Origin of the sequence: Vibrio algarum (assembly GCF_028204155.1) — a bacterium.
GTDB lineage: Bacteria > Pseudomonadota > Gammaproteobacteria > Enterobacterales > Vibrionaceae > Vibrio > Vibrio algarum.
Genome location: NZ_JAQLOI010000001.1, coordinates 3,086,361 through 3,110,787, shown reverse-complemented (window position 1 = coordinate 3,110,787; position 24,427 = coordinate 3,086,361). Strand labels below are relative to the sequence as shown.

Sequence of the window (24,427 nt, the reverse complement as noted above, 5' to 3'; positions counted from 1 at the left end):
CGGTTTTTAGGATTTTTAAATTGGGTTGAGCTTCATAAGCTCTTCGGTTCGAGCAACCGCGTCGGTTAACCCCAACTGCTTATAAGCCTCTAACTGTATTTCAAGTGATTTTCTTGCGGCTTCAGTATCTGGATAGGTTTTCTGTAGCTCTTGACAGCGATTGATGGCCGCAATCCAAGCTTCTCTGCGTAAATAGAAATCGGCACTGGCTAGGTCGTAATTAGCTAACCTATTCTTGAGTGCGTGCATACGTTTTTCGGCGTCTGCTGCGAATGCACTGTTAGGGTATCTTTGTAGCAGTCTTTTAAAATCAGTAAATGCGGATTTTACTGGTTCAGGATCTCGATCAGAACGGTCTATATTAAAAATATTGTGCATATAGTTTTGATCTTGTGCCATGTGCGAAAGACCACGCATGTAGAGTACCCAATCCATTCTTGAATGCGTCGGGTTTAAACGTGTGAATCGTTCAATGGTGGCGAGAGCCAAGGGAAGATCCCCATTTTTATAATAGGCATATATCAGATCAAGTTGAACTTGTTCTGAATAAGGTCCGAAAGGGTATCGAGAATCTAATGCTTCCAGTTTTTCTACAGCAGTTAGCCAGTTGCCACTTCTTAGTGAAGATTGAGCGTCGGTGTAAAGTTCAGAGGCCGGTACATCAGGTACTATTTCGTCGCTACTAGAGCAGCCAAATAGTAGTGAAAGTGCCAGTAAGCTCGATAAAGTGCGGTAATTCATGTCAGGATTCTATTTCCTTAAATTAAATAATTCTGTTGCTTCCGTTACTTCTTATCTTTTAACAGATAGAATGATACCAACTTGGACGCTATAAATATAAAAGCTAGCTACAATTGAAGGTAGAAAGCAGTAGCGTATTTTTTCACAGTCATGAGCATTAGTCTCATAGTTTTTTAAAAAGTTCGATATGGCTCAGCAGATAGAATTAACCGACACAGTAAAAGAAAGCCAACTTGGTCAAAGATTAGACCAAGCCATTGCAGAATTATTTTCTGATTTTTCCCGTTCTCGTCATAAAGAGTGGTTATTAGCAGGAAAGGTTCAAGTTAATGGCGAAGTTGTTACCAAAGCCCGAATTAAAGTAATGGGTGGCGAATTAATTACTATTCAAGGTGAACTTGAAGACGAAGAGCGTTGGGAAGCTCAAGACATACCATTAGATATTGTATACGAAGATGACGATATTATTGTTATCAATAAACCACGAGATTTGGTCGTGCATCCAGGTGCGGGTACGCCTGATGGGACTGTGCTAAATGCTCTGTTATTCCATTATCCTGAAATAGCAGAAGTGCCTAGAGCGGGTATCGTGCATCGTCTAGACAAAGACACCACCGGCTTAATGGTAGTAGCGAAGACGGTTCCAGCTCAAACAAGATTAGTACGTGCACTACAAAAGCGTAAAATTACGAGAGAGTATGAAGCAATTGCTATTGGTAAAATGACCGCTGGTGGGATGATAGATCAACCAATTGGTCGGCACTCTACAAAGCGCACGCTAATGGCAGTGAATATAACGGGCAAACCGGCAGTGACACATTACCGTGTAGCGGAACATTTTAGAGAACATACTAGAATTCGATTACGTCTAGAATCTGGACGCACCCATCAGATTCGTGTGCATATGTCCTATTTACAGCATCCGCTATTAGGGGATATCGCTTATGGTGGTCGTGCTCGAATACCGAAAGGCGCTTCAGAAGAGCTAACTGAAATGATCCGCCGTTTCGATCGTCAAGCTCTTCATGCAGCAATGTTAAGGTTTGAACATCCAACTACGAAGGAAGAGATGGAGTTCCATGCGCCTATTCCGAACGATATGGTTGTAATGACGCAAGCTCTGAGAGATGACACGAAGCAAAATAAAGAAGAATATAACTAAATGGAATTGATCATCCCTAACTGGGAAGCACCTAAAAACGTTAAAGCCTTTAGTACTACTAGAATGGGAGGCGTCTCAGATGGTGTCTATAAAGGGCTTAATTTAGGTATGCATGTTGAGGATGATCCTGTACTCGTTAATAGAAACCGCGAAATTCTTCATGATATGGCCGCACTTCCAACTGCTCAGGTGTGGCTTAATCAAACCCATTCAGATCATGTTATCGTTTTAAAACAACCGACAACTGAGGTGCTTGATGGCGATGGTGCGATTACATCAGTGCCTAAGGTCATTTGTACGGTAATGACGGCGGACTGCTTACCCGTATTACTTACTGATACAGAAGGCGCCAAAGTGGCTGCTGTACATGCCGGTTGGCGTGGTTTAGCCGATGGTATCCTAGAAAACGCAGTGAAGAACTTCACTAAGCCCGTTATAGCTTGGCTAGGGCCAGCAATAGGTGTTAGTGCTTTCGAAGTAGGGCAAGATGTTGTTGATATTTTTGTCTCACATTCTCAACAGGCGCAAAAGGCCTTCCTAGCTAAAGATAATGGTAAATATCTAGCGGATATGAACATGCTAGCAACGCAACGTCTTAACTATGCAGGTGTAAAGACTGTGTATAGAAGTAATATGTGCACCTTTGAAGACTCAGAAAAATTCTATTCTTACCGTAGAGATGGTGTAACAGGTAGGCAAGCTACCTTTATTTGGATAGATTAAAAATCTCCCTTGAAAAAGTAACATCTAGTAGCCATCTTCTTAGCATAGAGATTATTTATTGGAGGCTGCTATGCGTTTAGATCGATTCACAAGCAAGTTTCAAGTAGCGATATCCGATGCACAGTCATTAGCACTCGGACGCGATCATCAATATATTGAACCTGTTCATCTTATGATTTCTCTTTTAAATCAAGATGGAGGTGCAATCCGCCCACTACTTACTATGTTAGATGTGGACATCGTACAACTGCGCTCCAAATTATCCGAAATGATGGATCGTTTACCTAAAGTGAGCGGAATCGGAGGTGATGTTCAACTATCAAGCGGAATGGGCTACTTGTTCAACATGTGCGACAAAGTTGCACAGCAAAGGCAAGATACCTACATATCATCCGAAATTTTCCTATTAGCCGCTATTGAAGATAAAGGACCTTTGGGCCAACTTCTCCATGAGATGGGTCTCTCTGAAAAATCGTTGTCTGGTGCAATAGAACAGATACGTGGTGGACAAAAAGTAGATGACCCAAACGCGGAAGAAAAACGTCAAGCTCTAGAAAAGTTCACTATAGATTTAACCGAACGAGCGGAACAAGGAAAGTTAGATCCAGTTATTGGTCGTGACGATGAAATACGCCGCACTATCCAAGTTCTACAACGTAGAACAAAGAATAACCCCGTTATTATTGGAGAGCCAGGGGTTGGTAAAACAGCGATTGTCGAAGGTTTAGCTCAACGTATTATTAATAATGAAGTTCCCGAAGGTTTAAGAGGCCGTCGCGTACTATCGCTAGATATGGGGTCTTTAGTTGCTGGAGCAAAATATCGTGGCGAGTTTGAAGAGCGACTTAAATCAGTATTGAGTGAACTCTCTAAAGAAGAAGGCAATGTCATTCTCTTTATCGATGAACTCCATACCATGGTGGGGGCAGGTAAAGGCGAAGGCTCAATGGATGCTGGTAATATGCTAAAACCAGCACTTGCCCGAGGTGAGCTACATTGCGTAGGCGCAACAACTCTTGACGAGTATCGCCAGTACATTGAAAAAGACCCTGCATTAGAACGTCGATTCCAAAAAGTACTCGTTGATGAACCGACTGTTGAAGATACGGTTGCTATCCTACGTGGTTTGAAAGAGCGGTATGAGTTACATCATCATGTTGAGATTACTGATCCTGCTATTGTTGCAGCAGCAACCTTATCGCATCGCTATGTTTCGGATCGTCAATTACCTGATAAGGCGATCGATCTTATTGATGAAGCTGCCTCAAGCATCCGCATGCAGATTGACTCAAAGCCTGAATCATTAGATAAGCTAGAAAGAAAAATCATTCAGTTAAAAATAGAACAGCAGGCGTTGGTTAACCAAAACGATGATGCGAGTAGTAAGCGTTTAGACGTTATCAACCAAGAATTGAGTATTAAGGAGCGAGATTACGCTGAACTCGAAGAGATTTGGAATGCAGAAAAAGCGGCACTGTCAGGCACCCAACACATAAAAACCGAATTAGAGCATGCTCGAATGGATATGGACTTTGCCAGACGAGCTGGCGATTTAAATCGAATGTCTGAGCTTCAATATGGGCGTATTCCCGAATTAGAAAAACAACTCGATCTTGCTGCGCAAGCTGAGATGCAAGAAATGAGTTTGCTTAAAAACAAGGTTACAGACGAAGAAATAGCAGAAGTGCTTTCGAAGCAAACGGGTATACCTGTCTCGAAGATGCTAGAAGCAGAGCGTAGTAAGCTGCTCGCGATGGAAGATGTACTGCATAGTAGGGTGATTGGACAAAAAGAAGCGGTTACTGTGGTATCAAATGCTATACGTCGTAGTAGAGCTGGATTGTCGGATCCTAACCGTCCTATCGGTTCTTTTTTATTCTTAGGCCCTACGGGAGTAGGTAAAACTGAGCTGTGTAAAACACTCGCAAACTTTATGTTTGATAGTGAAGACGCGATTGTGCGCATAGACATGTCTGAATTTATGGAAAAACACTCTGTCGCGCGTTTGGTTGGAGCTCCTCCAGGTTATGTCGGATATGAAGAGGGTGGATATTTAACAGAAGCCGTTAGGCGCAGGCCTTATTCAGTCATTTTATTAGATGAAGTTGAAAAAGCGCATCCGGACGTATTTAATATTTTACTCCAGGTGCTTGATGATGGAAGGCTTACCGATGGTCAAGGGCGCACGGTAGATTTTCGAAATACCGTTGTTATTATGACATCTAATTTAGGTTCTGATCGAATACAAGAAAATTTCAACACACTCAATTATGAAGGCATTAAGAGTGAGGTGATGGATGTTGTTATAAAACACTTCAAGCCTGAATTCTTAAATAGGATAGATGAGAGTGTTGTATTCCATCCATTAGGCCAAGAGCATATTAAGTCTATTGCTAAAATACAGTTAGCTAGACTTGCGAGTCGTATGAAAGATGGTGGGTATGAGCTAGAAGTATCTGAAGAGGCCCTCGATCTTATCGCTCATATCGGCTTTGACCCAGTCTATGGTGCACGTCCTCTTAAGCGTGCGATACAGCAGAGTGTCGAAAATCCGTTGGCTAAAGCGATATTAGCAGGCAAAGTTGATCCAGATAAGGTAGTGCAGTTACTGGTTAATAATGATCGAATCATCGCTCATCAATGAAAACATTACTATTTATTAACAACTAAAGGGGCGAAAGCCCCTTTTTTGTACGTTTTGATTGAAATCTAATCGAACGAGATCTTTTTAGAAAAAAATGAGTATTAGGTATTGTGCTTACTCAATTTCTCCCTATAATGCGCCTCCGTTGTCACCGAATAGTTACTAACTAAACGAGTTGATGATGTCGGTCAAAATAGACTGGCGATAGAGTTTTATCTTCTCTTTCTTGTTCCAGATCACTTCAAAAAGTGAAAAGTCAAACAAGAGGAAATAAATAGCAAAAAGTGTTTGACACAGAAGGCTATATCGCTAAAATGACCGTCCGCTTGAGAGAGACCTCACAAGCAACGCTCTTTAACAATTTAAACCTATATCAATCTGTGTGGGCACTCGTTGATGACAATCGACAATGATTCTCTGCTTTCGGGCAAGAAATCAAAAATCGGTTTCAATGAACTGAGTGACCTAATTTGATGTCTTCGGATATCGAACACAGTTATTTAAATACCATTCTGTTGGAATGGTATGAACTTTAAAGAACACTTTACTGTTTAGCTTTGGCTAAGAAGTAAAAGGCAATTTAAAGTCAGTATTCATTGAGCCAAAAAAACTTAAATTGAAGAGTTTGATCATGGCTCAGATTGAACGCTGGCGGCAGGCTTAACACATGCAAGTCGAGCGGAAACGATATTAACAATCCTTCGGGTGCGTTATTAGGCGTCGAGCGGCGGACGGGTGAGTAATGCTTAGGAATTTGCCCAGTTGAGGGGGATAACTATTGGAAACGATAGCTAATACCGCATACGCCCTACGGGGGAAAGGAGGGGACCTTCGGGCCTTCCGCGATTGGATAAGCCTAAGTGAGATTAGCTAGTTGGTGGGGTAATGGCTCACCAAGGCGACGATCTCTAGCTGGTCTGAGAGGATGATCAGCCACACTGGAACTGAGACACGGTCCAGACTCCTACGGGAGGCAGCAGTGGGGAATATTGCACAATGGGCGAAAGCCTGATGCAGCCATGCCGCGTGTATGAAGAAGGCCTTCGGGTTGTAAAGTACTTTCAGTAGTGAGGAAGGCAGCAAGCTTAATACGTTTGTTGTTTGACGTTAGCTACAGAAGAAGCACCGGCTAACTCCGTGCCAGCAGCCGCGGTAATACGGAGGGTGCGAGCGTTAATCGGAATTACTGGGCGTAAAGCGCATGCAGGTGGTTTGTTAAGTCAGATGTGAAAGCCCGGGGCTCAACCCCGGAAGGTCATTTGAAACTGGCAAACTAGAGTACTGTAGAGGGGGTAGAATTTCAGGTGTAGCGGTGAAATGCGTAGAGATCTGAAGGAATACCAGTGGCGAAGGCGGCCCCCTGGACAGATACTGACACTCAGATGCGAAAGCGTGGGGAGCAAACAGGATTAGATACCCTGGTAGTCCACGCCGTAAACGATGTCTACTTGGAGGTTGTGGCCTTGAGCCGTGGCTTTCGGAGCTAACGCGTTAAGTAGACCGCCTGGGGAGTACGGTCGCAAGATTAAAACTCAAATGAATTGACGGGGGCCCGCACAAGCGGTGGAGCATGTGGTTTAATTCGATGCAACGCGAAGAACCTTACCTACTCTTGACATCCAGAGAATTTGCTAGAGATAGCTTAGTGCCTTCGGGAGCTCTGAGACAGGTGCTGCATGGCTGTCGTCAGCTCGTGTTGTGAAATGTTGGGTTAAGTCCCGCAACGAGCGCAACCCTTATCCTTAATTGCCAGCGAGTTATGTCGGGAACTTTGGGGAGACTGCCGGTGATAAACCGGAGGAAGGTGGGGACGACGTCAAGTCATCATGGCCCTTACGAGTAGGGCTACACACGTGCTACAATGGCGCATACAGAGGGCAGCCAACTAGCAATAGTGAGCGAATCCCAAAAAGTGCGTCGTAGTCCGGATTGGAGTCTGCAACTCGACTCCATGAAGTCGGAATCGCTAGTAATCGTGGATCAGAATGCCACGGTGAATACGTTCCCGGGCCTTGTACACACCGCCCGTCACACCATGGGAGTGGGCTGCAAAAGAAGTAGGTAGTTTAACCTTCGGGGGGACGCTTACCACTTTGTGGTTCATGACTGGGGTGAAGTCGTAACAAGGTAGCCCTAGGGGAACCTGGGGCTGGATCACCTCCTTAAACGATAGATTGCTTGATGAGTGTCCACACAGATTGATTAGGTTTAGAAAGTAAAGAGATGATAGCTCAGAAATATCTTCTGTTATAACGAAGAGATTTTAGTTTGAATCAAGGCGTGCCATTAACGAATGAAGGCGCATACATAAGTATGTAACTGAATGAGGATAAGCAGCACAACGACGAATCAAGCTGAAAGATCAAGTTAGAATGGGTCTGTAGCTCAGCTGGTTAGAGCGCTCGCCTGATAAGCGGGAGGTCGGTGGTTCAAGTCCACTCAGACCCACCAAATTAACTATGAGTTATCAATAGAAACACCCAACTGATGGGGTTATAGCTCAGCTGGGAGAGCGCCTGCCTTGCACGCAGGAGGTCTGCGGTTCGATCCCGCATAGCTCCACCATCTTTAAGTGTTTTTACTCTGCACAGAGAAAAGAATATTTAAAAATGGTTTTGGCTTATTTTTATAAGTATGAAATCTTTGCTCTTTAACAATTTGGAAAGCTGACTGATAAATAATTGATTATTATTTGTCAAAATAAAAGTTCTCAAATCCTATTGGCTTCTTTTTAGAAAGAAATTGATAGGTACTTGTTATTACTTCGGTAATAACAAACCAACACACATTCAAGTGTTCTTGGAAACACCTAACTTCGGTTAGATTGTTTAATATTTGAGTCCGGCAAAATCGAAAATGTTGTCTCGCTCATTCAAATAATGAGACAACGATAGAAACCTTGGTTGCTATTACAATAACACTAGGTGTTATTTCGCGACGTGGATTTTTTCTTTTAGCAAGGCGCAGAAGAATTTATCGAAGGGAGCAACCGTCTGGTTGTGACCAAGTAAATTCTGAAAGCAACGAAGCAAAAAGGAAAAAGACCAAGCGAAACCCTTTGGGGTTGTATGGTTAAGTGACTAAGCGTACACGGTGGATGCCTTGGCAGTCAGAGGCGATGAAGGACGTATTAACTTGCGATAAGCGTAGATAAGGCAGTAAAAGCCACTTGAGTCTACGATTTCCGAATGGGGAAACCCACTAGCATAAGCTAGTATTATTAACTGAATACATAGGTTAATAAGGCAAACCCGGGGAACTGAAACATCTAAGTACCCGGAGGAGTAGAAATCAACCGAGATTCCGAAAGTAGCGGCGAGCGAAATTGGATTAGCCCTTAAGCTTTTAATGATGCAGGTGAAGATTCTGGAAAGTATCGCGATACAGGGTGATAGCCCCGTAACCGACACATCATTTTAAGTGAAAACGAGTAAGGCGGGACACGTGATATCCTGTTTGAATATGGGGGGACCATCCTCCAAGGCTAAATACTACTGACTGACCGATAGTGAACCAGTACCGTGAGGGAAAGGCGAAAAGAACCCCTGTGAGGGGAGTGAAATAGAACCTGAAACCGTGTACGTACAAGCAGTAGGAGCAGGCATTGCGTCCTGTGACTGCGTACCTTTTGTATAATGGGTCAGCGACTTATATTTAGTAGCAAGGTTAACCGTATAGGGGAGCCGTAGGGAAACCGAGTCTTAACTGGGCGTCGAGTTGCTAGGTATAGACCCGAAACCAGGTGATCTAGCCATGGGCAGGTTGAAGGTTGAGTAACATCAACTGGAGGACCGAACCGACTAATGTTGAAAAATTAGCGGATGACTTGTGGCTAGGGGTGAAAGGCCAATCAAACCTGGAGATAGCTGGTTCTCCCCGAAAGCTATTTAGGTAGCGCCTCGGACGAATACTACTGGGGGTAGAGCACTGTTAAGGCTAGGGGGTCATCCCGACTTACCAACCCTTTGCAAACTCCGAATACCAGTAAGTACTATCCGGGAGACACACGGCGGGTGCTAACGTCCGTCGTGGAGAGGGAAACAACCCAGACCGCCAGCTAAGGTCCCAAAGTATAGCTAAGTGGGAAACGATGTGGGAAGGCTCAGACAGCCAGGATGTTGGCTTAGAAGCAGCCATCATTTAAAGAAAGCGTAATAGCTCACTGGTCGAGTCGGCCTGCGCGGAAGATGTAACGGGGCTAAGCTATACACCGAAGCTGCGGCAACATAATTTATTATGTTGGGTAGGGGAGCGTTCTGTAAGCCGTTGAAGGTGAACTGTAAGGTTTGCTGGAGGTATCAGAAGTGCGAATGCTGACATGAGTAACGATAATGGGGGTGAAAAACCCCCACGCCGGAAGACCAAGGGTTCCTGTCCAACGTTAATCGGGGCAGGGTAAGTCGACCCCTAAGGCGAGGCCGAAAGGCGTAGTCGATGGGAAACGGGTTAATATTCCCGTACTTCTTATAATTGCGATGGGGGGACGGAGAAGGCTAGGTGGGCCTGGCGATGGTTGTCCAGGTTCAAGGGTGTAGGCTAATTTCTTAGGTAAATCCGGGAAATTGTTAGGCTGAGACCCGATGTCGAGCCACTACGGTGGTGAAGTCATTGATGCCATACTTCCAGGAAAAGCCTCTAAGCTTCAGATTATAAGAAATCGTACCCCAAACCGACACAGGTGGTCGGGTAGAGAATACCAAGGCGCTTGAGAGAACTCGGGTGAAGGAACTAGGCAAAATGGTACCGTAACTTCGGGAGAAGGTACGCTCTTGACGGTGAAATCCCTAGCGGATGGAGCTATCGGGAGTCGCAGATACCAGGTGGCTGCAACTGTTTATTAAAAACACAGCACTGTGCAAAATCGTAAGATGACGTATACGGTGTGACGCCTGCCCGGTGCCGGAAGGTTAATTGATGGGGTTAGTCTTAGGACGAAGCTCTTGATCGAAGCCCCGGTAAACGGCGGCCGTAACTATAACGGTCCTAAGGTAGCGAAATTCCTTGTCGGGTAAGTTCCGACCTGCACGAATGGCGTAATGATGGCCACGCTGTCTCCACCCGAGACTCAGTGAAATTGAAATCGCTGTGAAGATGCAGTGTACCCGCGGCTAGACGGAAAGACCCCGTGAACCTTTACTACAGCTTGGCACTGAACATTGACCCTACATGTGTAGGATAGGTGGGAGACTTTGAAACTTCGTCGCTAGATGGAGTGGAGTCGACCTTGAAATACCACCCTTGTATGCTTGATGTTCTAACTTAGCCCCATAATCTGGGGTGAGGACAGTGCCTGGTGGGTAGTTTGACTGGGGCGGTCTCCTCCCAAAGAGTAACGGAGGAGCACGAAGGTGGGCTAAACACGGTTGGACATCGTGTGGTTAGTGCAATGGCATAAGCCCGCTTGACTGCGAGAATGACAATTCGAGCAGGTGCGAAAGCAGGTCATAGTGATCCGGTGGTTCTGAATGGAAGGGCCATCGCTCAACGGATAAAAGGTACTCCGGGGATAACAGGCTGATACCGCCCAAGAGTTCATATCGACGGCGGTGTTTGGCACCTCGATGTCGGCTCATCACATCCTGGGGCTGAAGTCGGTCCCAAGGGTATGGCTGTTCGCCATTTAAAGTGGTACGCGAGCTGGGTTTAGAACGTCGTGAGACAGTTCGGTCCCTATCTGCCGTGGGCGTTGGAAGATTGAAGGGGGCTGCTCCTAGTACGAGAGGACCGGAGTGGACGAACCTCTGGTGTTCGGGTTGTCATGCCAATGGCATTGCCCGGTAGCTAAGTTCGGAATCGATAAGCGCTGAAAGCATCTAAGCGCGAAGCGAGCCCTGAGATGAGTCTTCCCTGGCACTTTAAGTGTCCTAAAGGGTTGTTCGAGACTAGAACGTTGATAGGCAGGGTGTGTAAGCGTTGTGAGGCGTTGAGCTAACCTGTACTAATTGCCCGTGAGGCTTAACCATACAACACCCAAGGGGTTTTGTGGACTCAATGAAGAACATTGAATGTGTGAAGAACTTATATTTTTGTTGGCTTTTCGAATTTTAAGATTTTGCTTGGCGACCATAGCATTGTGGACCCACCTGATTCCATGCCGAACTCAGAAGTGAAACGCAATAGCGCCGATGGTAGTGTGGGGTTTCCCCATGTGAGAGTAGGACATCGCCAGGCTCTTATTCGTTTTTATCTTTTTTAGAAAAAGATAGAAGCAAAAATTAACAAAGCATCTAAGTCAGACTTTGTTAATGTAAGAATACCATGTGGAGTGGTAGTTCAGTTGGTTAGAATACCGGCCTGTCACGCCGGGGGTCGCGGGTTCGAGTCCCGTCCACTCCGCCATTTCTTCTTAAAGAGGAAATAGAATCAGTTTTAGGGGTGTAGCTCCAATTGGCAGAGCAGCGGATTCCAAATCCGCGTGTTGGGAGTTCGAATCTCTCCACCCCTGCCATTACAATTGCATATCTATGCAAATTAAAAGCCGCTTATTAAGCGGCTTTTTTACGTCTGTAGATTAATACCATTCCGGAAAATTAACTGATCAGATTAATCCAACTTCTAGAACACATTTTCATGACTCTCTTTGAGCTTTCTAAAAAGCTATTCCATGCAGTACATATTTGGGAAACAATATCGTCATAGTTCTCAAAACTTTGGTTGGCAAGATAGTGTTGCCGTAGCCAGCTCCAAACTTGCTCGATGGGATTCAACTCTGGGGAACATGGCGGAAGTTTGATGATACTGACATTATCGAATCGGTTAACGATATCTTCGGTATGCCATCCGGTACCATCCTTTATTACCACTGCATGACGCCCACTTTGGGTCATCTCAAATACCTGTTTCAAGTGTTCAATCATAATATCTTTATTGACCCAAGGGACGGCTATTGCCTCACCGATATCTCTTGCGGGGCAAACTGAACCAAATAAATAGGCGTATTCAAATTGCTGCTGTTTCACTACTCGAGGCCGAGTTCCTCGCTCTGCCCACAGGTGAGTTGTTGTGTTTTGTTGGGCGAATCTAGCTTCATCTTGAAACCAGACATCTACGTGCTCAAGCCCAATGTGACAAGGTACCTTGAGGATCGTTTCAATTTTGAATTTTTTAAAATCGTCCTGAGCTTGTGGCGATTGTTTAGGGTCTTTTGAGCGTGAAGTTATCCAAGAAAAGCCCATATGTTCGAGCAAGTAGTAGATAGAGTTTGGGTGGTAGTGCTTGCCGAAATTATCAATGATGTAAGCGTGTATATCACTGCCAGTCAGTCGACCACCTGATGAGTTTTCAGCTTCTGCTTTGATGTATTGGCTGAGTTGCTCACGTTGCTCCAATGTCAAAAATGCTGGTCTTCCAGTCCGTGGTTTTTCTTGTAAACCTTCGAATCCTTCATCCAGAAAAACTTGAACCCATTTGTTCACACAGGTTCTGTTTACTTTGAGAAATTTAGCTATCTGAGTTCTTGAGTATCCATCTTTGAAGTGAGAAAGAGCCAATTATCGTATCTTCATTTTGATGGATTTTTGTTGGTTAGCCAGTTTTTTTGAAGCCGATATTAATGAAGTTATCCATTTCGATATTAGGTTGGTTTGGGAAGCTTCAATCAGATCATATTTTTACTTAAATTGGTGTAAACCGATAGTGGCCGTGATTAAAAGGTAATTGTATTTCTTTATGTATCTAACAATATCTTGCTATTAATTTAGATATCAATTCTTTTTGGTTCGTTCTAATAAATTTAATGCGTTACTTTCTTGTTGGATTTAAGTAATTGAATCGTGGATAATTGATTGTATTATTCTCATTATTCTAAGTTAGTAGGTGGCATATTTTGCAATTTAGGAAAGATATCAATGGATTGAGGGCTATAGCTGTTATCGCTGTTGTGCTATTTCACTTTAATGCATCTTGGATGCCAGGCGGATTTGCAGGGGTAGACGTGTTTTTTGTTATTTCTGGTTTTTTAATGACAGGGATAATATTCAAAGGAATAGAGCAAGAAAACTTTTCTATTTTGCAGTTTTATGTCGCACGCGCAAATCGGATTATTCCTGCGTTAGCCGTGCTTTGTATGTTTTTACTTGTATTTGGTTGGCTTTATTTAACGCCGTTGGATTACAAAACATTAGGTAAGCACGTAGCCAGTAGTATGGGATTTTTGTCTAATTTTATCTATTGGAGGGAATCTGGGTACTTCGATGCATCATCACACGAAAAATGGTTATTACACACTTGGTCATTATCTGCTGAATGGCAGTTTTATATAATATATCCAATAATACTTGTCGCTATGCGAAAGTGTATGTCAGTAAAAATGATGAAGGTAACAATACTATTGGGAACACTATTAAGCACTATCTTCTGTGTTGTAGCTACCTACAAATGGCCTAATCCTGCATACTACCTATTACCAACAAGAGCTTGGGAGATGATGATTGGTGGTGTGGCTTACCTTTACCCGATAGTTTTAAAAGAAGACAGGAAGAAGTTGCTAGAATGGCTTGGTTTGGCTCTAATTATTGTCTCTTACATCTTTATTTCAAAAGATAATCCTTGGCCTGGTTATTTAGCTGTATTCCCTGTTCTCGGTGCATTCTTAATAATTCAGGCCCAACGAGACGATAGCTTTATTACTAGTAATATCGTATTTCAAAAGTTAGGTGCTTGGTCATACTCTATTTATTTATGGCATTGGCCTTTTGTTGTTGCCATTTATTATTTTTCATTAAACGAGGCTTTCACTTATCTTGGTATTTTATTATCCGTCTTTCTTGGTTTTTTGAGTAATAAGTACATTGAGAAAATAAGATTTAGAAATGAATTCTCCAGTTTATTTAGTTACTTAAAATGTAAGCCAATTTATATTTATTTGGTTGTTAGTTCAGTCGGTGTGGTAACTTATATAGAAGATGGTTTTATCAAACTAGCCCCTCCTGAATATCAATATATTACTTATAATACAAAGCCAAGTCCATATCGAGATAAATGCCATATCGATCAGTATCAAAAACCAGCTAAGTCTTGTGAATATTTTGGAGATAAAATAACGTGGGCGGTTTTTGGAGATAGTCATTCAACAGAAATTGCATATGCATTAGCTGAAAAATTGAAAGTTGATAATATTGGTTTAAAGCATTTTAGTTTTTCTGGTTGTAGGCCGTCATACAAAGAGGTTGAAGGTTTCAGCAGGTGCTCTAAATGGTATAACGAAACGGTAGATTATATATTAAATAGTAATGAAATTAAAAATGTAACATTTAGTCATAGGTTTACCTATATGCTTTTTGGAGGGGCAGTGGATTACCCTCTACATAGTGATGATGTAATAACTGATGAAGTAATTAGAATGACTAAGAATATAGATGAATTAATTAATACATTATCTTCAACCAAAGAAAATGTATACGTATTTTATCCTATACCGGAGTTACAAGAAAATATAGATAAGTTGGTTGCCATTTCCTTTAGAAAAGGAATTTCAACTGATGACATATTAGGAACTAAAGTCGCATGGTATGAGGAAAGAAATAAATATATTATTAGTCATTTTGACAACTCTACCTATCCTGATAATGTTCACTTATTGAAATCAAAGGATGTTTTTTGTGATGAAAAAAATTGTTATGCAGTGAAGGGAGGGCAACCTCTATATTTTGATTCTCATCATCCCTCAATATTAGGTGCTATGAAGTTAGTGGAATTGATAAAATGAGTTTGTATTAGGTTTTTTGATTTCTAAATAAGAAGATTAATCATTAGGTCACTTTTTATTAATCATATTAAGTTTGATATTTTGTAGAGTGAAATACAATTTATGTAAATAAGAATGACTAACTAGACCAAGGGAGTTCCAAATCCGCGTGATGGGGGCGAATCTCTCTACCCCAGCCACTACAATGGCATATTCAATGCAAAAAATGGACACACTTCGGAGTGGCCTTTTTGTTTATGAAACTAATTATATCTGACCCTATTGTCCTAATATGGAGAATCAAGTGATCAATGCTTATAAGGTTAGGATGTTTGTTACATGACTCTTATAGTACCCATAAGTTTGACTCATTTCCTACAATTATCTGTTTATTCTTAAATATAGTCCAATACGACGTTGGGTTTTTTCCCGTCTATAGCATCTATTCTAATATACGACTCCAATAATTTCTCAGGGTAAACACTTAATTTCTTGAACAAGAATATTTCTTTTGAATACAGGTCAAAGGTAAGATCGAGCTCATAGTTACCATTCACCTCGTTAATTGTATGATGAATTATACTAAAGTTAGGGATATACTTAACGGTTCTATAATTGTAGTTTAATTGTCAATCGCACATGTTGCTGATTAAGGCTAAGGATGCAAATGCAGTTTTCGATACATAAGATTATATCTCTGGTATTGATGGTGTTTACTCTACTGGGTTCGATGGGGTCTTACGCAGCCTCGATGGCTAGTTATCCAAAAGGATGGGAAAACTGGCCTATAGTTAAAGAGTCTATGAACCTCCCGGCAGACACTGTTTTGCCAGCCGATACTTCGTTGTTTATTCAAGAATCTGTGCGAGCTTATAGTTGGATTAATGAAGGGCGTGGCTCTCCTTTGACGATTCGCGTGAACCCAGAGAAACTGGATCAATACAAAACGCATGGGCCATACACTGACGGCCCTACAGTAGTAGCCGTTTCTGAAATTCAAGGGATTGTTTGGGTAACTGAACATATCGGTGGTATGGCAATTTATGGTAGCTATGACAGAAATGGTAATGACAACACAGCAATGCATCCTAGTTTAGAACCTCAGTTTTGTGAAAATTGCCACACAACCTACAAAGACATATGCAAAAATGGTACGTGTGCAGAGCCGGTTTTAGATACCTATAAAGATAAGTAGTTAAACTTGAGCAATAAACTGTTTGGTTGGTTGACGATAAATCAGATGCTATTTATTTCGCATCTTGGTCTTGTCGTTTCAATCATTTTAGGCATGTCATTTTCTCGTTACCACAATGAATGGAATGTTAAAGTAGAAAACATGGCTGGATTGTCAGCCAGTCATCTATCTTCTTATGCGACATTTTTGTCCGTTTCCGTTGCAGGGCGCAATTATGCGAATCTGTTAATGCGTTCAACAACAGACAATCTTAAAGCGATCCCCAACCTCATGTTTGCTGAAATATCTGGAGTCAGCGATTACTCCAGTCATAATGTTCAAGTTAGATATTTGGTAGATATAAATAAAGCATGGCGATTGGACGTTACCAGCACGGATATAGAAGATCTCGAAAAACAACTGGTTGTGCTTGAAGAAAAATTAAGTAGTACGGCTACCAGTGAAAAAATTAGGCTGAAAAAATTAAATTATTTAGTGAACAAAGCAAAGGTAGAACTCATTGGTTTAAGAGAAAGTCTGGAGCTTCAATCTCTTACTATCCCAGAAAGACCACCGAATATTGAGAGAGATAAGTACTTTTTAGATGAAGATAACGAATTGCTCCATATTTTGGTTGATCTTAGGAACAAAAATAAAGGAGGAGTTTGGGCTGTCATTGATGCCAGCCAGTTAACGACAATTAGAAATAATCTATTATTCGATGTTGTTAAAGAGGCTATTTTAGCTTTATTAATATCGACAATGTTGATTTATATTGTCACGCTTTGGCTTGTCAGTCCTTTAAAAAACTTATCTGTTTTAATGAAAGAAGATGTCGAAAAAATCGATCAATCTCAAATTTCTGAATTAAGAAGACAAGATGAAATTGGCGATTTAGCACGATCTTACTCAAGCCTCATTACAAGAATCAAAAATCAATTAAGGGTGCTACATAACCAGACTGAAACAGATCCTCTTACAGGGTTAGGTTCTCGGTATAAATATCAGAATCAAGCCGCGCTTATGATGCAAAGCGCATTGCAAAACGGAGATTTTGTTTATTTTGTATTATGTGATATCGACAATTTTAAGCCTTTCAATGATACCTATGGTCATACAGTGGGTGACAATGCGTTAACTGCAGTGGCTAATTCCATGAATGATATTATTTTGCCTCATGAACTAGGTTGCCGGTTAGGCGGTGAAGAGTTTGTGTTTATTTTATCTGGTGATGATGAAACCCTGCTAAATAAAAGAGTCAGGGATATTAATCAAAGTGTTGCTGTTCTTAATATTCCTCATATCAATAACCCCCCTTATGACATAGTAACTATTTCGATTGGTGCAGTGCCTATAGTCGCGATGAAAGATTCAATATCTTTTGAGGAGGTTCAGCGTTTATTGGATACCTCATTTGTCAAGTCCGATAAGCAATTATATGCTGCGAAAGACAAGGGAAGAAACCTTGTGCTATTTGATGAGGCGATTGCGATCAACGATGAGGATTTATCGTTGTTTCACCATAAAAAGGCTCCAAGTGATATGTCACAATGAATTTGAGCTGAATAATAGCGAACACCATTACCTGACGCGAATACCTGTTCGTTCCAATCAAAGTGTGGGAGATATTAGAATGATCTTTGCCGATAACTCTTTAAATATTTTATTGAGTCGCTGTCTAGTGTTGTGCACACTATTGCATTTTTGATGTAATCCTCATGTATACTGATAAGATGACTTCTAAGCAGTTGTAGACGCATGGATAGCAACGATAGATTAAAAGAACGCTACTATAAGGTTTTAGACTCACTTCCAGACCACGTATTTATTTTCTCTGAATCAGGTATATATATCGATGTGTATGGAGGAGAGGAAAATGCGACCGGATTTGATTGTAAACCATTTATTGGTCACTCTTTAAACGATGTCGCTCCTCCTGAAATGGCAGCGCAATTTCTATCCTATATAACTAAAGCGCTCGCAGAAAACGCAACTCAAGTAGTTAAGTACCACTTCGCTAATCAAAATATGATCAAGTTACCTGCTGAAGTTATGCCACCAGAAGAATTATGGTTTGAAGGCACCATCAAACCGCTACCGATTACAGAAAACGGTGAACGAACGGTGGTTTGGATGGCTCGTAATATTACCCAGCGCTACTATTTAGAAAAGCAGTTAAAAAAACTGTCTGAAACGGACGAGATGACAGGGGTGTCGAACAGGCGGGCGTTCATGTCTTATCTTGCAAAAGAACTTAAAAAGTTCAGAAGGTATCATGTGGACGTGTCTTTCCTTATGTTGGATATCGATCGATTCAAGGCTATAAATGACCAATTAGGGCATCAATCTGGTGACGAAGTTATTAAGCATGTCGCGAAACTATGTCAGCTAGAGGTTCGCGAAGTCGATTACCTCGGTCGAATTGGTGGAGAAGAGTTCGCTATTATTTTAGCGCATACTGGTGAAGACAAAGCGTTAGAGATTGCAGAAAGAATTAGAGAATCTATCTCATCTGCTTCGTGTGAAGTTGAGGATTATTCCGTTAACGTAACAGTGAGTATAGGTGTGTCGCAGATGAGAACAACGGATGATAGCATCAAGTTTGTCCTCTCTAGGGCTGACAAGGCGATGTACCACTCCAAAGTCACTGGTAGAAATAAAGTCACCGTTTATAGTCGTGGCCTAAAAAATAGCAAAGTCAATCTTACTAGCGAGAACCGAATAGTACTTAGATCATCATAGCCCCAACGTCTTTTCGTTAGGGCTAGTTATGACTTATTCGGCGAATACCCAGCGTTCACTTAACAAATAGTTACTCATCATGCCTACTAATACGCCTATCGCTAATGCAATATAGACACCTAAAAAATAGCTTCCTATTTGGTTTGCTACTAGTTTGAAGACTAGAAAGTTAGGTAAAGCAGAAATACAGGCAACGGTAACGAATTTTATCCACTGTGCGAATCTGTTTTTGAGGGGACGATTAGAAAAAGTAAAGCAACGATTACCACACCAAGTTGTGGTTGCTGCAACCACAAATGCGAGAACTCTTGCTTGTAATATATCTATCCCTATCAGTTGGTAAAGTAAGATAAATATTGTCGTGTCGGCAATAAAACCGATACCTCCAACTAAAGCAAACTTAACTAACTTAACTTTGTTCATCGGTCACCTGGCAATAGTAAAGAGCTCGCTGAGATTTTGCGATAAAGTTAGTCGCGCAACTTAAGTTATGTTTAACTAGTAAAGGTTCTACATCACTGGCATTGCCAATTAAATAGTAGATATTTAACCCCGATAACATGTTAATTGAATTGAGTAGCTTCGCTTTACCGTTACTATAAAACTGACCAGAAAAGGGACGATTGCCGACATAGAAAACAGGCTCGTTTCTAGTGATCTTACTAAAAATAATACGGTCGCTTTTTTCGTCAGCTTTCCCTAAATTTAATACTAATATTGCTATCATCAATAACGCTGGCAAGATACAAGCAGTGCCAGACAACCACCTGAAATCTTTTTTGTTGACGAGTGAAGCTACCAGTAACCCTAAAGCAGGAATGCCTGGTAGAACGTATGCCGGCAGTATATTACCAGCCATGGTAAACAAAACGAGTGGGGATAATAACCACATGAATAGGAAGCTAGTTAAGCCTTTGTGAGCAGCATTAATTTGGCGGTCTTGTCTTCTGCGTACCCAGAACAAAATGGGTAATACGATTGACCACGGAAGGGCTGATTGTAGCCAGAATAACCAGATCATCCCTCTAGGTTCATCGTGAGCAGAACCGTATAAGTCACCTTCCCAGCCACTCACAAAAAAACGCTTGAAGTGTTCGCCAACGATAAAGTAATCAAGAAATCCAGGTGTAGCCATCTCCGCTAAAATATACCAAGGTAACGAGATTGATAGCATAAGGGCTATGCCAGTTACTGTAGGAAAGCGACGATTAAACTCAGTAAAGGCTCCGATAATCCCATGCTGCAATGCTAACCAATGGAAAACTGCGATTCCGGTTATTATTAGAGCAACTGGTCCCTTTGCCAATAACCCACAAGCAAGTCCGAAGAAAAATAGATACCCCCATCGTTTTGCTTTATCCGTGTTTGCTAACCAGCAATAGTAAAACCCAAGCATGGTCATGGTTATTGAAAGCGTCAATGCCATATCGGTCATCACCGCGCCAGCTGCTATCGAAAAAATACCGCAAGTAGCAATTACTGTACTGGCGACTAGTGCATTTATGCCGGATTTTTTTGCAAAGAGTGCAATCAAAATGATGGTGAATATACCAGCTAACCAATGAGGAAAGCGGACTGAGAACTCGCTTAAACCAAATATCTTTATCCCTAAAGCACTCATCCATGTGAAAAGAGGGGTTTACCCCAAAACGGTACACCATAATCAAATTGAGGAGTAAGCCAGTTTCCAGTTTCAACCATTAATCGAGCCATTTCGCCATAACGGGCTTCAGTGGTATCCATTAATGGGTAGGTTGCTAAAGAAACAAGGCGTAGAAGAAGCGCAAAGCCGAAGAGTAGCCATAAGTGATGTTTGTTGATATTCACGCAGTGTGTCCTAGTTTTACGATTTGTTTTTTTGTTGGTTGTTCATGAATGGATTGGATCAAGTAGAGAGGCCTCTGTTTCGTTTCGATAAATATTCTCCCAATGTACTCACCCATTAACCCGATACAGAGTAATTGAATACCTCCAAGTGCAAGTTGAATAACCATAATCGATGGATAACCGGAAACAGGGTCACCAATAAAAACTGTTTTTATAACGATGAAGGAACCATAAATGAAAGCGGACAAAGCGGTTAAAGCACCTGCAATGGTTGCTATGCGTAATGGCCGAATAGAAAAAGAAGTAATTCCATCTACTGCTAACCCTAGTAGTTTTAAATAATTCCATTTGGTTTCACCGCAGAAACGAGCGTCACGTTGGAATGAAATACTTGTCTGTTTAAATCCGGGCCATGAAAAAATACCTTTCATGTAGCGATTTCGCTCCGGAAGTTGATTGATATGATCGACAACTTCTCGGTTTAGTAAGCGAAAATCACCTACGTTTTCGGGCACTTCCAGTTTTGCAATACTGTTCAATAGTTTATAGAAACAAGCAGCAGAGAAACGTTTTAACCAACTTTCACCTAAACGATCGCTGCGCCGCATGTTGACAATGTCATAACCTTCAAGCCACTTGTCGATTAGGTTTGGAATGAGTTCGGGCGGATCTTGTAAATCAGCATCAATCACAATAATCGCTTCACCTTGGCTGTACTTTAGTCCTGCACTCATGGCCGATTCCTTACCAAAATTTCGGCTTAAAGAAATACAACGAACTAAACTAGAACTGAGTGAAAAAGATTCAACTATGCTCCGACTCTTATCTGTACTGCCATCATCAATGTAGATAATTTCACTTTGAAGGAGCAAATCATCTAATGTAGCGGTCAGACGGCGGTGGAACTTTGGGAGTACGTCTTGCTCGTTATAAAATGGTACGATGACAGATAGCGTGACGTTTGCGTCTGTTTTCTGGGTTATTTTGGCTCGCCTGATAGTACGAATCGAAGATGTGTTCATGATTAACCGCTCTATAGTAAACAACAGCAAGCAATATAAAATACGTAGTGTGAAAGAGATGTTGTCGACATATTTTTCACATCAAATAGGCGATCCTGTCTTCATGGTAATAAGGTGAAATAAGATGAAGAGAGTTTTACTGGTTGAAGATAATCGTGAAATTGCAGGTATGCTTTTTGACTACTTTGAAAGCATGGAGATGGAGCTGGATTATGCCGATAACGGGGAGCTAGGTTTAAAACTTGCTCAGGAGAATGATTTTGACATTATCTTGCTCGATTTAATGCTGCCACGTATGGATGGTTTAACGGTTTGCAATAAACTGCGAGAAGCAGGAAGAAATACACCAATACTTATGCTTACCGCGCTAGATAGTAGAGATGATCAGTTAAAAGGCTTCCAACATGGAGCTGATGATTATCTTACCAAACCATTTGACCTTGATATTTTAAACGCTCGAATGGAAGCACTTTTACGACGCTACAAAGGCAAGGTTGCCAGTAGTAAGCTTACCTACGGAAAGGTGACCATTGACCAAAAAACTCACCGAGCCTTTCGAGACGATAAACTTTTAGCACTTAACCCTACCACCTATACAATTTTAGAGTTGCTCTGTTTAAAAGCACCCGAAGTAGTAACACGCAACCAAATTGCCTACCAACTCTGGCAAGAAGATGAACCTAATAATGATGTATTGCGGAGTCATATCTATCAGCTTAGAAATCAACTAGATAAACCGTTTGAAACGGCGCTCTTGATTACAGTACCTAAGGTTGGCTTTAGGTTGGAGAGTGGATAGTGAAAAAAAGCTTTTTATTAGTACCCAAAGTATGGCTGGACGCCTAGCGATGTTCTTTGTAGGTGTGTCTATCACTGTTGGTTTTTTCTGCTATGCCATTTTTAGTGTGGCATTAGAGTGGTCTGAGGATCGTGTTGGTGAAAGACGAATACTTTTTGATAGAGATTTAGCCATAGAACGGTTCTTATCAGGAGAAAAAGGCAAAATCAGGTTGGATATATTGACCGTCGCGTACAATGATCTTTCTCTAGTACCTCCGGATCTTACAAAATATATCGAAGGAAAAAATTACTATTTAGGTGAAACTAAAGACAGTTCTTATTCTCGAATGCTCTATTTAAGCAGTTATACTGATAAAGGTGTATCTCTCCCTATTCTTCTCGAGTCGGAGATAGATCAAGTGGAGTTTACGGTAGAAGAAAGGGGGCATGCTATTTCAAAGGTATTAGTTTGGATAGCTTTATTGATGCTCTCCTTTGGTGCGTTGCTCTACAAGCTTTCTCAACGGTTGATCGAGCCGATTAACCAGTTAACACAACAATTGGAAACAAGACGAGGTGATATTAGTCAGGAGTTCGCAGTATCGGATAGCTCAGCTATAGAATTTCAAATGCTAACGAATGAGCTTAATAGTTATCGTTCTGAAATAAAATCACTCATTCAGAGAGAACAGGCGTTCGCTCGTTACGCTAGTCACGAACTCAGAACCCCATTAACTGTGATGCAAGGTTCTACCAAATTATTATCTCGAACTGAAAAAAATGAATTTCAAGAAAGACAAATTACCCGTATTAGTGATGCTACCTATCAGATGAGTACTATGGTTGATGCTTTGCTTAGCTTAGTTCGTTACGAAAGAAGCCGCGATGAAGCACCAGTACGTTTTCTAGAAGCAGAGGAAATCCAGAAAATAGTAGAGCAAAACTCAGCTCAAGCGATTGAAAAGCAGCTTGACCTATCTGTCAATATCCAAGGTAGCCCACAGATCAAAGCGAGTGACGCTGTACTTAATATGGTGGTCGGGAATCTTATCCGAAATGCCATAGCAGCAACAAATAAAGGTAAAATTAGTATTAATATGACAGAGCAAAAACTGTCTGTTCGAGATGAAGGTAATGGGTTAACTGAGAGCTATGACGAACAAGGACATGGAATGGGGTTACTTATCGTTGATCACTTGTGTCGTCGTTTCTCGTGGGAGTTCGTATTAGAAAATCTCGCTGATGGTGGTTGTGAGGCAAGAATTACTTTTTAATTAAGCCAGGCCCTGAATGATAACGAATTTTTCTAAAAGTTCCCCTTCACTTTCTATGTGCATAGGATCAGTGATGATACATTTTGTGATAGGGCAAACAGATTGACAGGTTGGCGTATCATAATGACCTTTGCATTCTGTACAAAGGTCTGGATCAATCTCATAAATCTCGTCACCCATAGAAATAGCCGAATTAGGGCACTCGGGTTCACACATATCACAGTTGATGCAAGTGTCTTGAATTAACAAAGCCATTAATAATTACCTTGGTAGCGATACATACGCCTAACGAAGTCCCTATGCAGGGCAAGCAAGCGCATCGGAGCCTAAATTTAGAGTGGCAGGAAGTGTACCACAGGCGTGGTAGGCGAAAAATAGGTAGTACACAGGGAATTATTTAGGCTGCTTGCTTACTCGCAGCGGACCATGAATATAGGTCATCATCGGTTAAGCTATCTGTTATACGAGCCACAAGGTGCAGTGCTTTTTTGGTCTCTGATTCATTAAATACATGATCGGTAATCAGAGCCCAGCCGCGAATGATACACTGACTGCCAGATTTGATAATTAAATCAGCCAGTTGATCTTTACTTGCTTCACAATACGTTTCGATTTTGTAGATATTATTCATAATTTAGATTTACAGTTTCTAG

14 protein-coding genes, 4 tRNA genes, 3 rRNA genes and 2 pseudogenes are annotated in these 24,427 nt (G+C 41.6%); 16 read left to right on the top strand and 7 right to left on the bottom strand.

Annotated elements, in window-relative coordinates:
• Window positions 1-15: 15 nt before the first annotated feature.
• Window positions 16-741 (bottom strand): outer membrane protein assembly factor BamD, encoded by a 726-nt coding sequence (locus PGX00_RS14545; RefSeq protein ID WP_272137633.1) that lies wholly within the window; start codon window positions 739-741, stop codon window positions 16-18.
• A 187-nt stretch (window positions 742-928) separates the two neighbouring features.
• Between PGX00_RS14545 and rluD the strand changes: the two genes are divergently transcribed.
• The 10 genes from rluD (at window position 929) to PGX00_RS14495 (ending at window position 11,718) form a co-directional block, all read left to right on the top strand.
• The gene (gene rluD, locus PGX00_RS14540; protein ID WP_272137631.1) at window positions 929-1,903 is read left to right on the top strand and encodes a 23S rRNA pseudouridine(1911/1915/1917) synthase RluD; all 975 of its coding nucleotides are present in this window, start codon (window positions 929-931) and stop codon (window positions 1,901-1,903) included.
• Complete coding sequence (pgeF, locus tag PGX00_RS14535) at window positions 1,904-2,626, top strand: peptidoglycan editing factor PgeF (protein ID WP_272137629.1); 723 nt, start codon at window positions 1,904-1,906, stop codon at window positions 2,624-2,626.
• 70 nt (window positions 2,627-2,696) lie between these two features.
• Complete coding sequence (gene clpB / locus PGX00_RS14530) at window positions 2,697-5,270, top strand: ATP-dependent chaperone ClpB (protein ID WP_272137627.1); 2,574 nt, start codon at window positions 2,697-2,699, stop codon at window positions 5,268-5,270.
• 613 nt (window positions 5,271-5,883) lie between these two features.
• Window positions 5,884-7,435: ribosomal RNA gene (locus PGX00_RS14525) — 16S ribosomal RNA — on the top strand.
• 209 nt (window positions 7,436-7,644) lie between these two features.
• Window positions 7,645-7,721, top strand: a tRNA-Ile gene (locus PGX00_RS14520).
• 38 nt (window positions 7,722-7,759) lie between these two features.
• Window positions 7,760-7,835: transfer RNA gene (locus PGX00_RS14515), tRNA-Ala, on the top strand.
• Between the two features lie 505 nt (window positions 7,836-8,340).
• Window positions 8,341-11,233: ribosomal RNA gene (locus tag PGX00_RS14510) — 23S ribosomal RNA — on the top strand.
• Window positions 11,234-11,325: 92 nt separating this feature from the next.
• A 5S ribosomal RNA gene (rrf, locus tag PGX00_RS14505) occupies window positions 11,326-11,441 on the top strand.
• Together the 16S, 23S and 5S rRNA genes with 4 tRNA genes alongside form the textbook arrangement of a ribosomal RNA operon.
• Window positions 11,442-11,532: 91 nt before the next feature.
• Window positions 11,533-11,609: transfer RNA gene (locus PGX00_RS14500), tRNA-Asp, on the top strand.
• Between the two features lie 32 nt (window positions 11,610-11,641).
• Window positions 11,642-11,718 (top strand) — tRNA-Trp (locus PGX00_RS14495).
• Between the two features lie 82 nt (window positions 11,719-11,800).
• Here PGX00_RS14495 and PGX00_RS14490 read toward each other — a convergent pair.
• Window positions 11,801-12,775: pseudogene (locus tag PGX00_RS14490) on the bottom strand (IS630 family transposase).
• Between the two features lie 320 nt (window positions 12,776-13,095).
• Here PGX00_RS14490 and PGX00_RS14485 point away from each other — a divergent pair.
• The 4 genes from PGX00_RS14485 to PGX00_RS14470 all read left to right on the top strand — a co-directional run bounded on the left by PGX00_RS14485 (window position 13,096) and on the right by PGX00_RS14470 (window position 18,871).
• Window positions 13,096-14,976, top strand: a complete 1,881-nt coding sequence (locus tag PGX00_RS14485) for an acyltransferase family protein (RefSeq protein WP_272137625.1) — start codon at window positions 13,096-13,098, stop codon at window positions 14,974-14,976.
• Window positions 14,977-15,661: 685 nt separating this feature from the next.
• The gene (locus PGX00_RS14480) at window positions 15,662-16,150 is read left to right on the top strand and encodes a hypothetical protein (RefSeq protein WP_272138082.1); all 489 of its coding nucleotides are present in this window, start codon (window positions 15,662-15,664) and stop codon (window positions 16,148-16,150) included.
• A 45-nt stretch (window positions 16,151-16,195) separates the two neighbouring features.
• On the top strand, window positions 16,196-17,683 hold the full coding sequence (locus tag PGX00_RS14475) for a GGDEF domain-containing protein (protein WP_272137623.1): 1,488 nt from the start codon (window positions 16,196-16,198) through the stop codon (window positions 17,681-17,683).
• A gap of 204 nt (window positions 17,684-17,887) precedes the next feature.
• On the top strand, window positions 17,888-18,871 hold the full coding sequence (locus PGX00_RS14470) for a sensor domain-containing diguanylate cyclase (RefSeq protein ID WP_272137621.1): 984 nt from the start codon (window positions 17,888-17,890) through the stop codon (window positions 18,869-18,871).
• Window positions 18,872-18,904: 33 nt separating this feature from the next.
• Here PGX00_RS14470 and PGX00_RS14465 read toward each other — a convergent pair whose 3' ends face one another.
• The 3 genes and pseudogenes from PGX00_RS14465 to PGX00_RS14455 all read right to left on the bottom strand — a co-directional run bounded on the left by PGX00_RS14465 (window position 18,905) and on the right by PGX00_RS14455 (window position 21,720).
• Entirely contained in the window at window positions 18,905-19,294 is a 390-nt protein-coding gene (locus tag PGX00_RS14465; RefSeq protein WP_272137619.1) for a GtrA family protein, read from the bottom strand.
• Window positions 19,281-20,698, bottom strand: a pseudogene (locus PGX00_RS14460) (ArnT family glycosyltransferase). Before PGX00_RS14460 ends, PGX00_RS14465 begins: the two are co-directional and overlap by 14 nt.
• Window positions 20,695-21,720 (bottom strand): glycosyltransferase family 2 protein, encoded by a 1,026-nt coding sequence (locus tag PGX00_RS14455; RefSeq protein ID WP_272137617.1) that lies wholly within the window; start codon window positions 21,718-21,720, stop codon window positions 20,695-20,697. The pseudogene PGX00_RS14460 and the gene PGX00_RS14455 overlap by 4 nt, the downstream one beginning before the upstream one ends.
• A 124-nt stretch (window positions 21,721-21,844) precedes the next feature.
• Here PGX00_RS14455 and PGX00_RS14450 point away from each other — a divergent pair, with 124 nt between their 5' ends.
• Window positions 21,845-22,519, top strand: a complete 675-nt coding sequence (locus PGX00_RS14450) for a response regulator transcription factor (protein ID WP_272137615.1) — start codon at window positions 21,845-21,847, stop codon at window positions 22,517-22,519.
• Between the two features lie 31 nt (window positions 22,520-22,550).
• Window positions 22,551-23,774: a sensor histidine kinase gene (locus tag PGX00_RS14445; protein WP_272138080.1), complete on the top strand. Its 1,224-nt coding sequence runs from the start codon at window positions 22,551-22,553 to the stop codon at window positions 23,772-23,774.
• Here PGX00_RS14445 and PGX00_RS14440 read toward each other — a convergent pair whose 3' ends face one another.
• Both PGX00_RS14440 and PGX00_RS14435 read right to left on the bottom strand, forming a co-directional pair.
• The gene (locus tag PGX00_RS14440) at window positions 23,775-24,029 is read right to left on the bottom strand and encodes a YfhL family 4Fe-4S dicluster ferredoxin (protein ID WP_272137613.1); all 255 of its coding nucleotides are present in this window, start codon (window positions 24,027-24,029) and stop codon (window positions 23,775-23,777) included.
• A 142-nt stretch (window positions 24,030-24,171) separates the two neighbouring features.
• Window positions 24,172-24,405, bottom strand: coding sequence for a hypothetical protein (locus PGX00_RS14435; RefSeq protein ID WP_272137611.1), 234 nt, complete (start codon window positions 24,403-24,405; stop codon window positions 24,172-24,174).
• Window positions 24,406-24,427 lie beyond the last annotated feature (22 nt).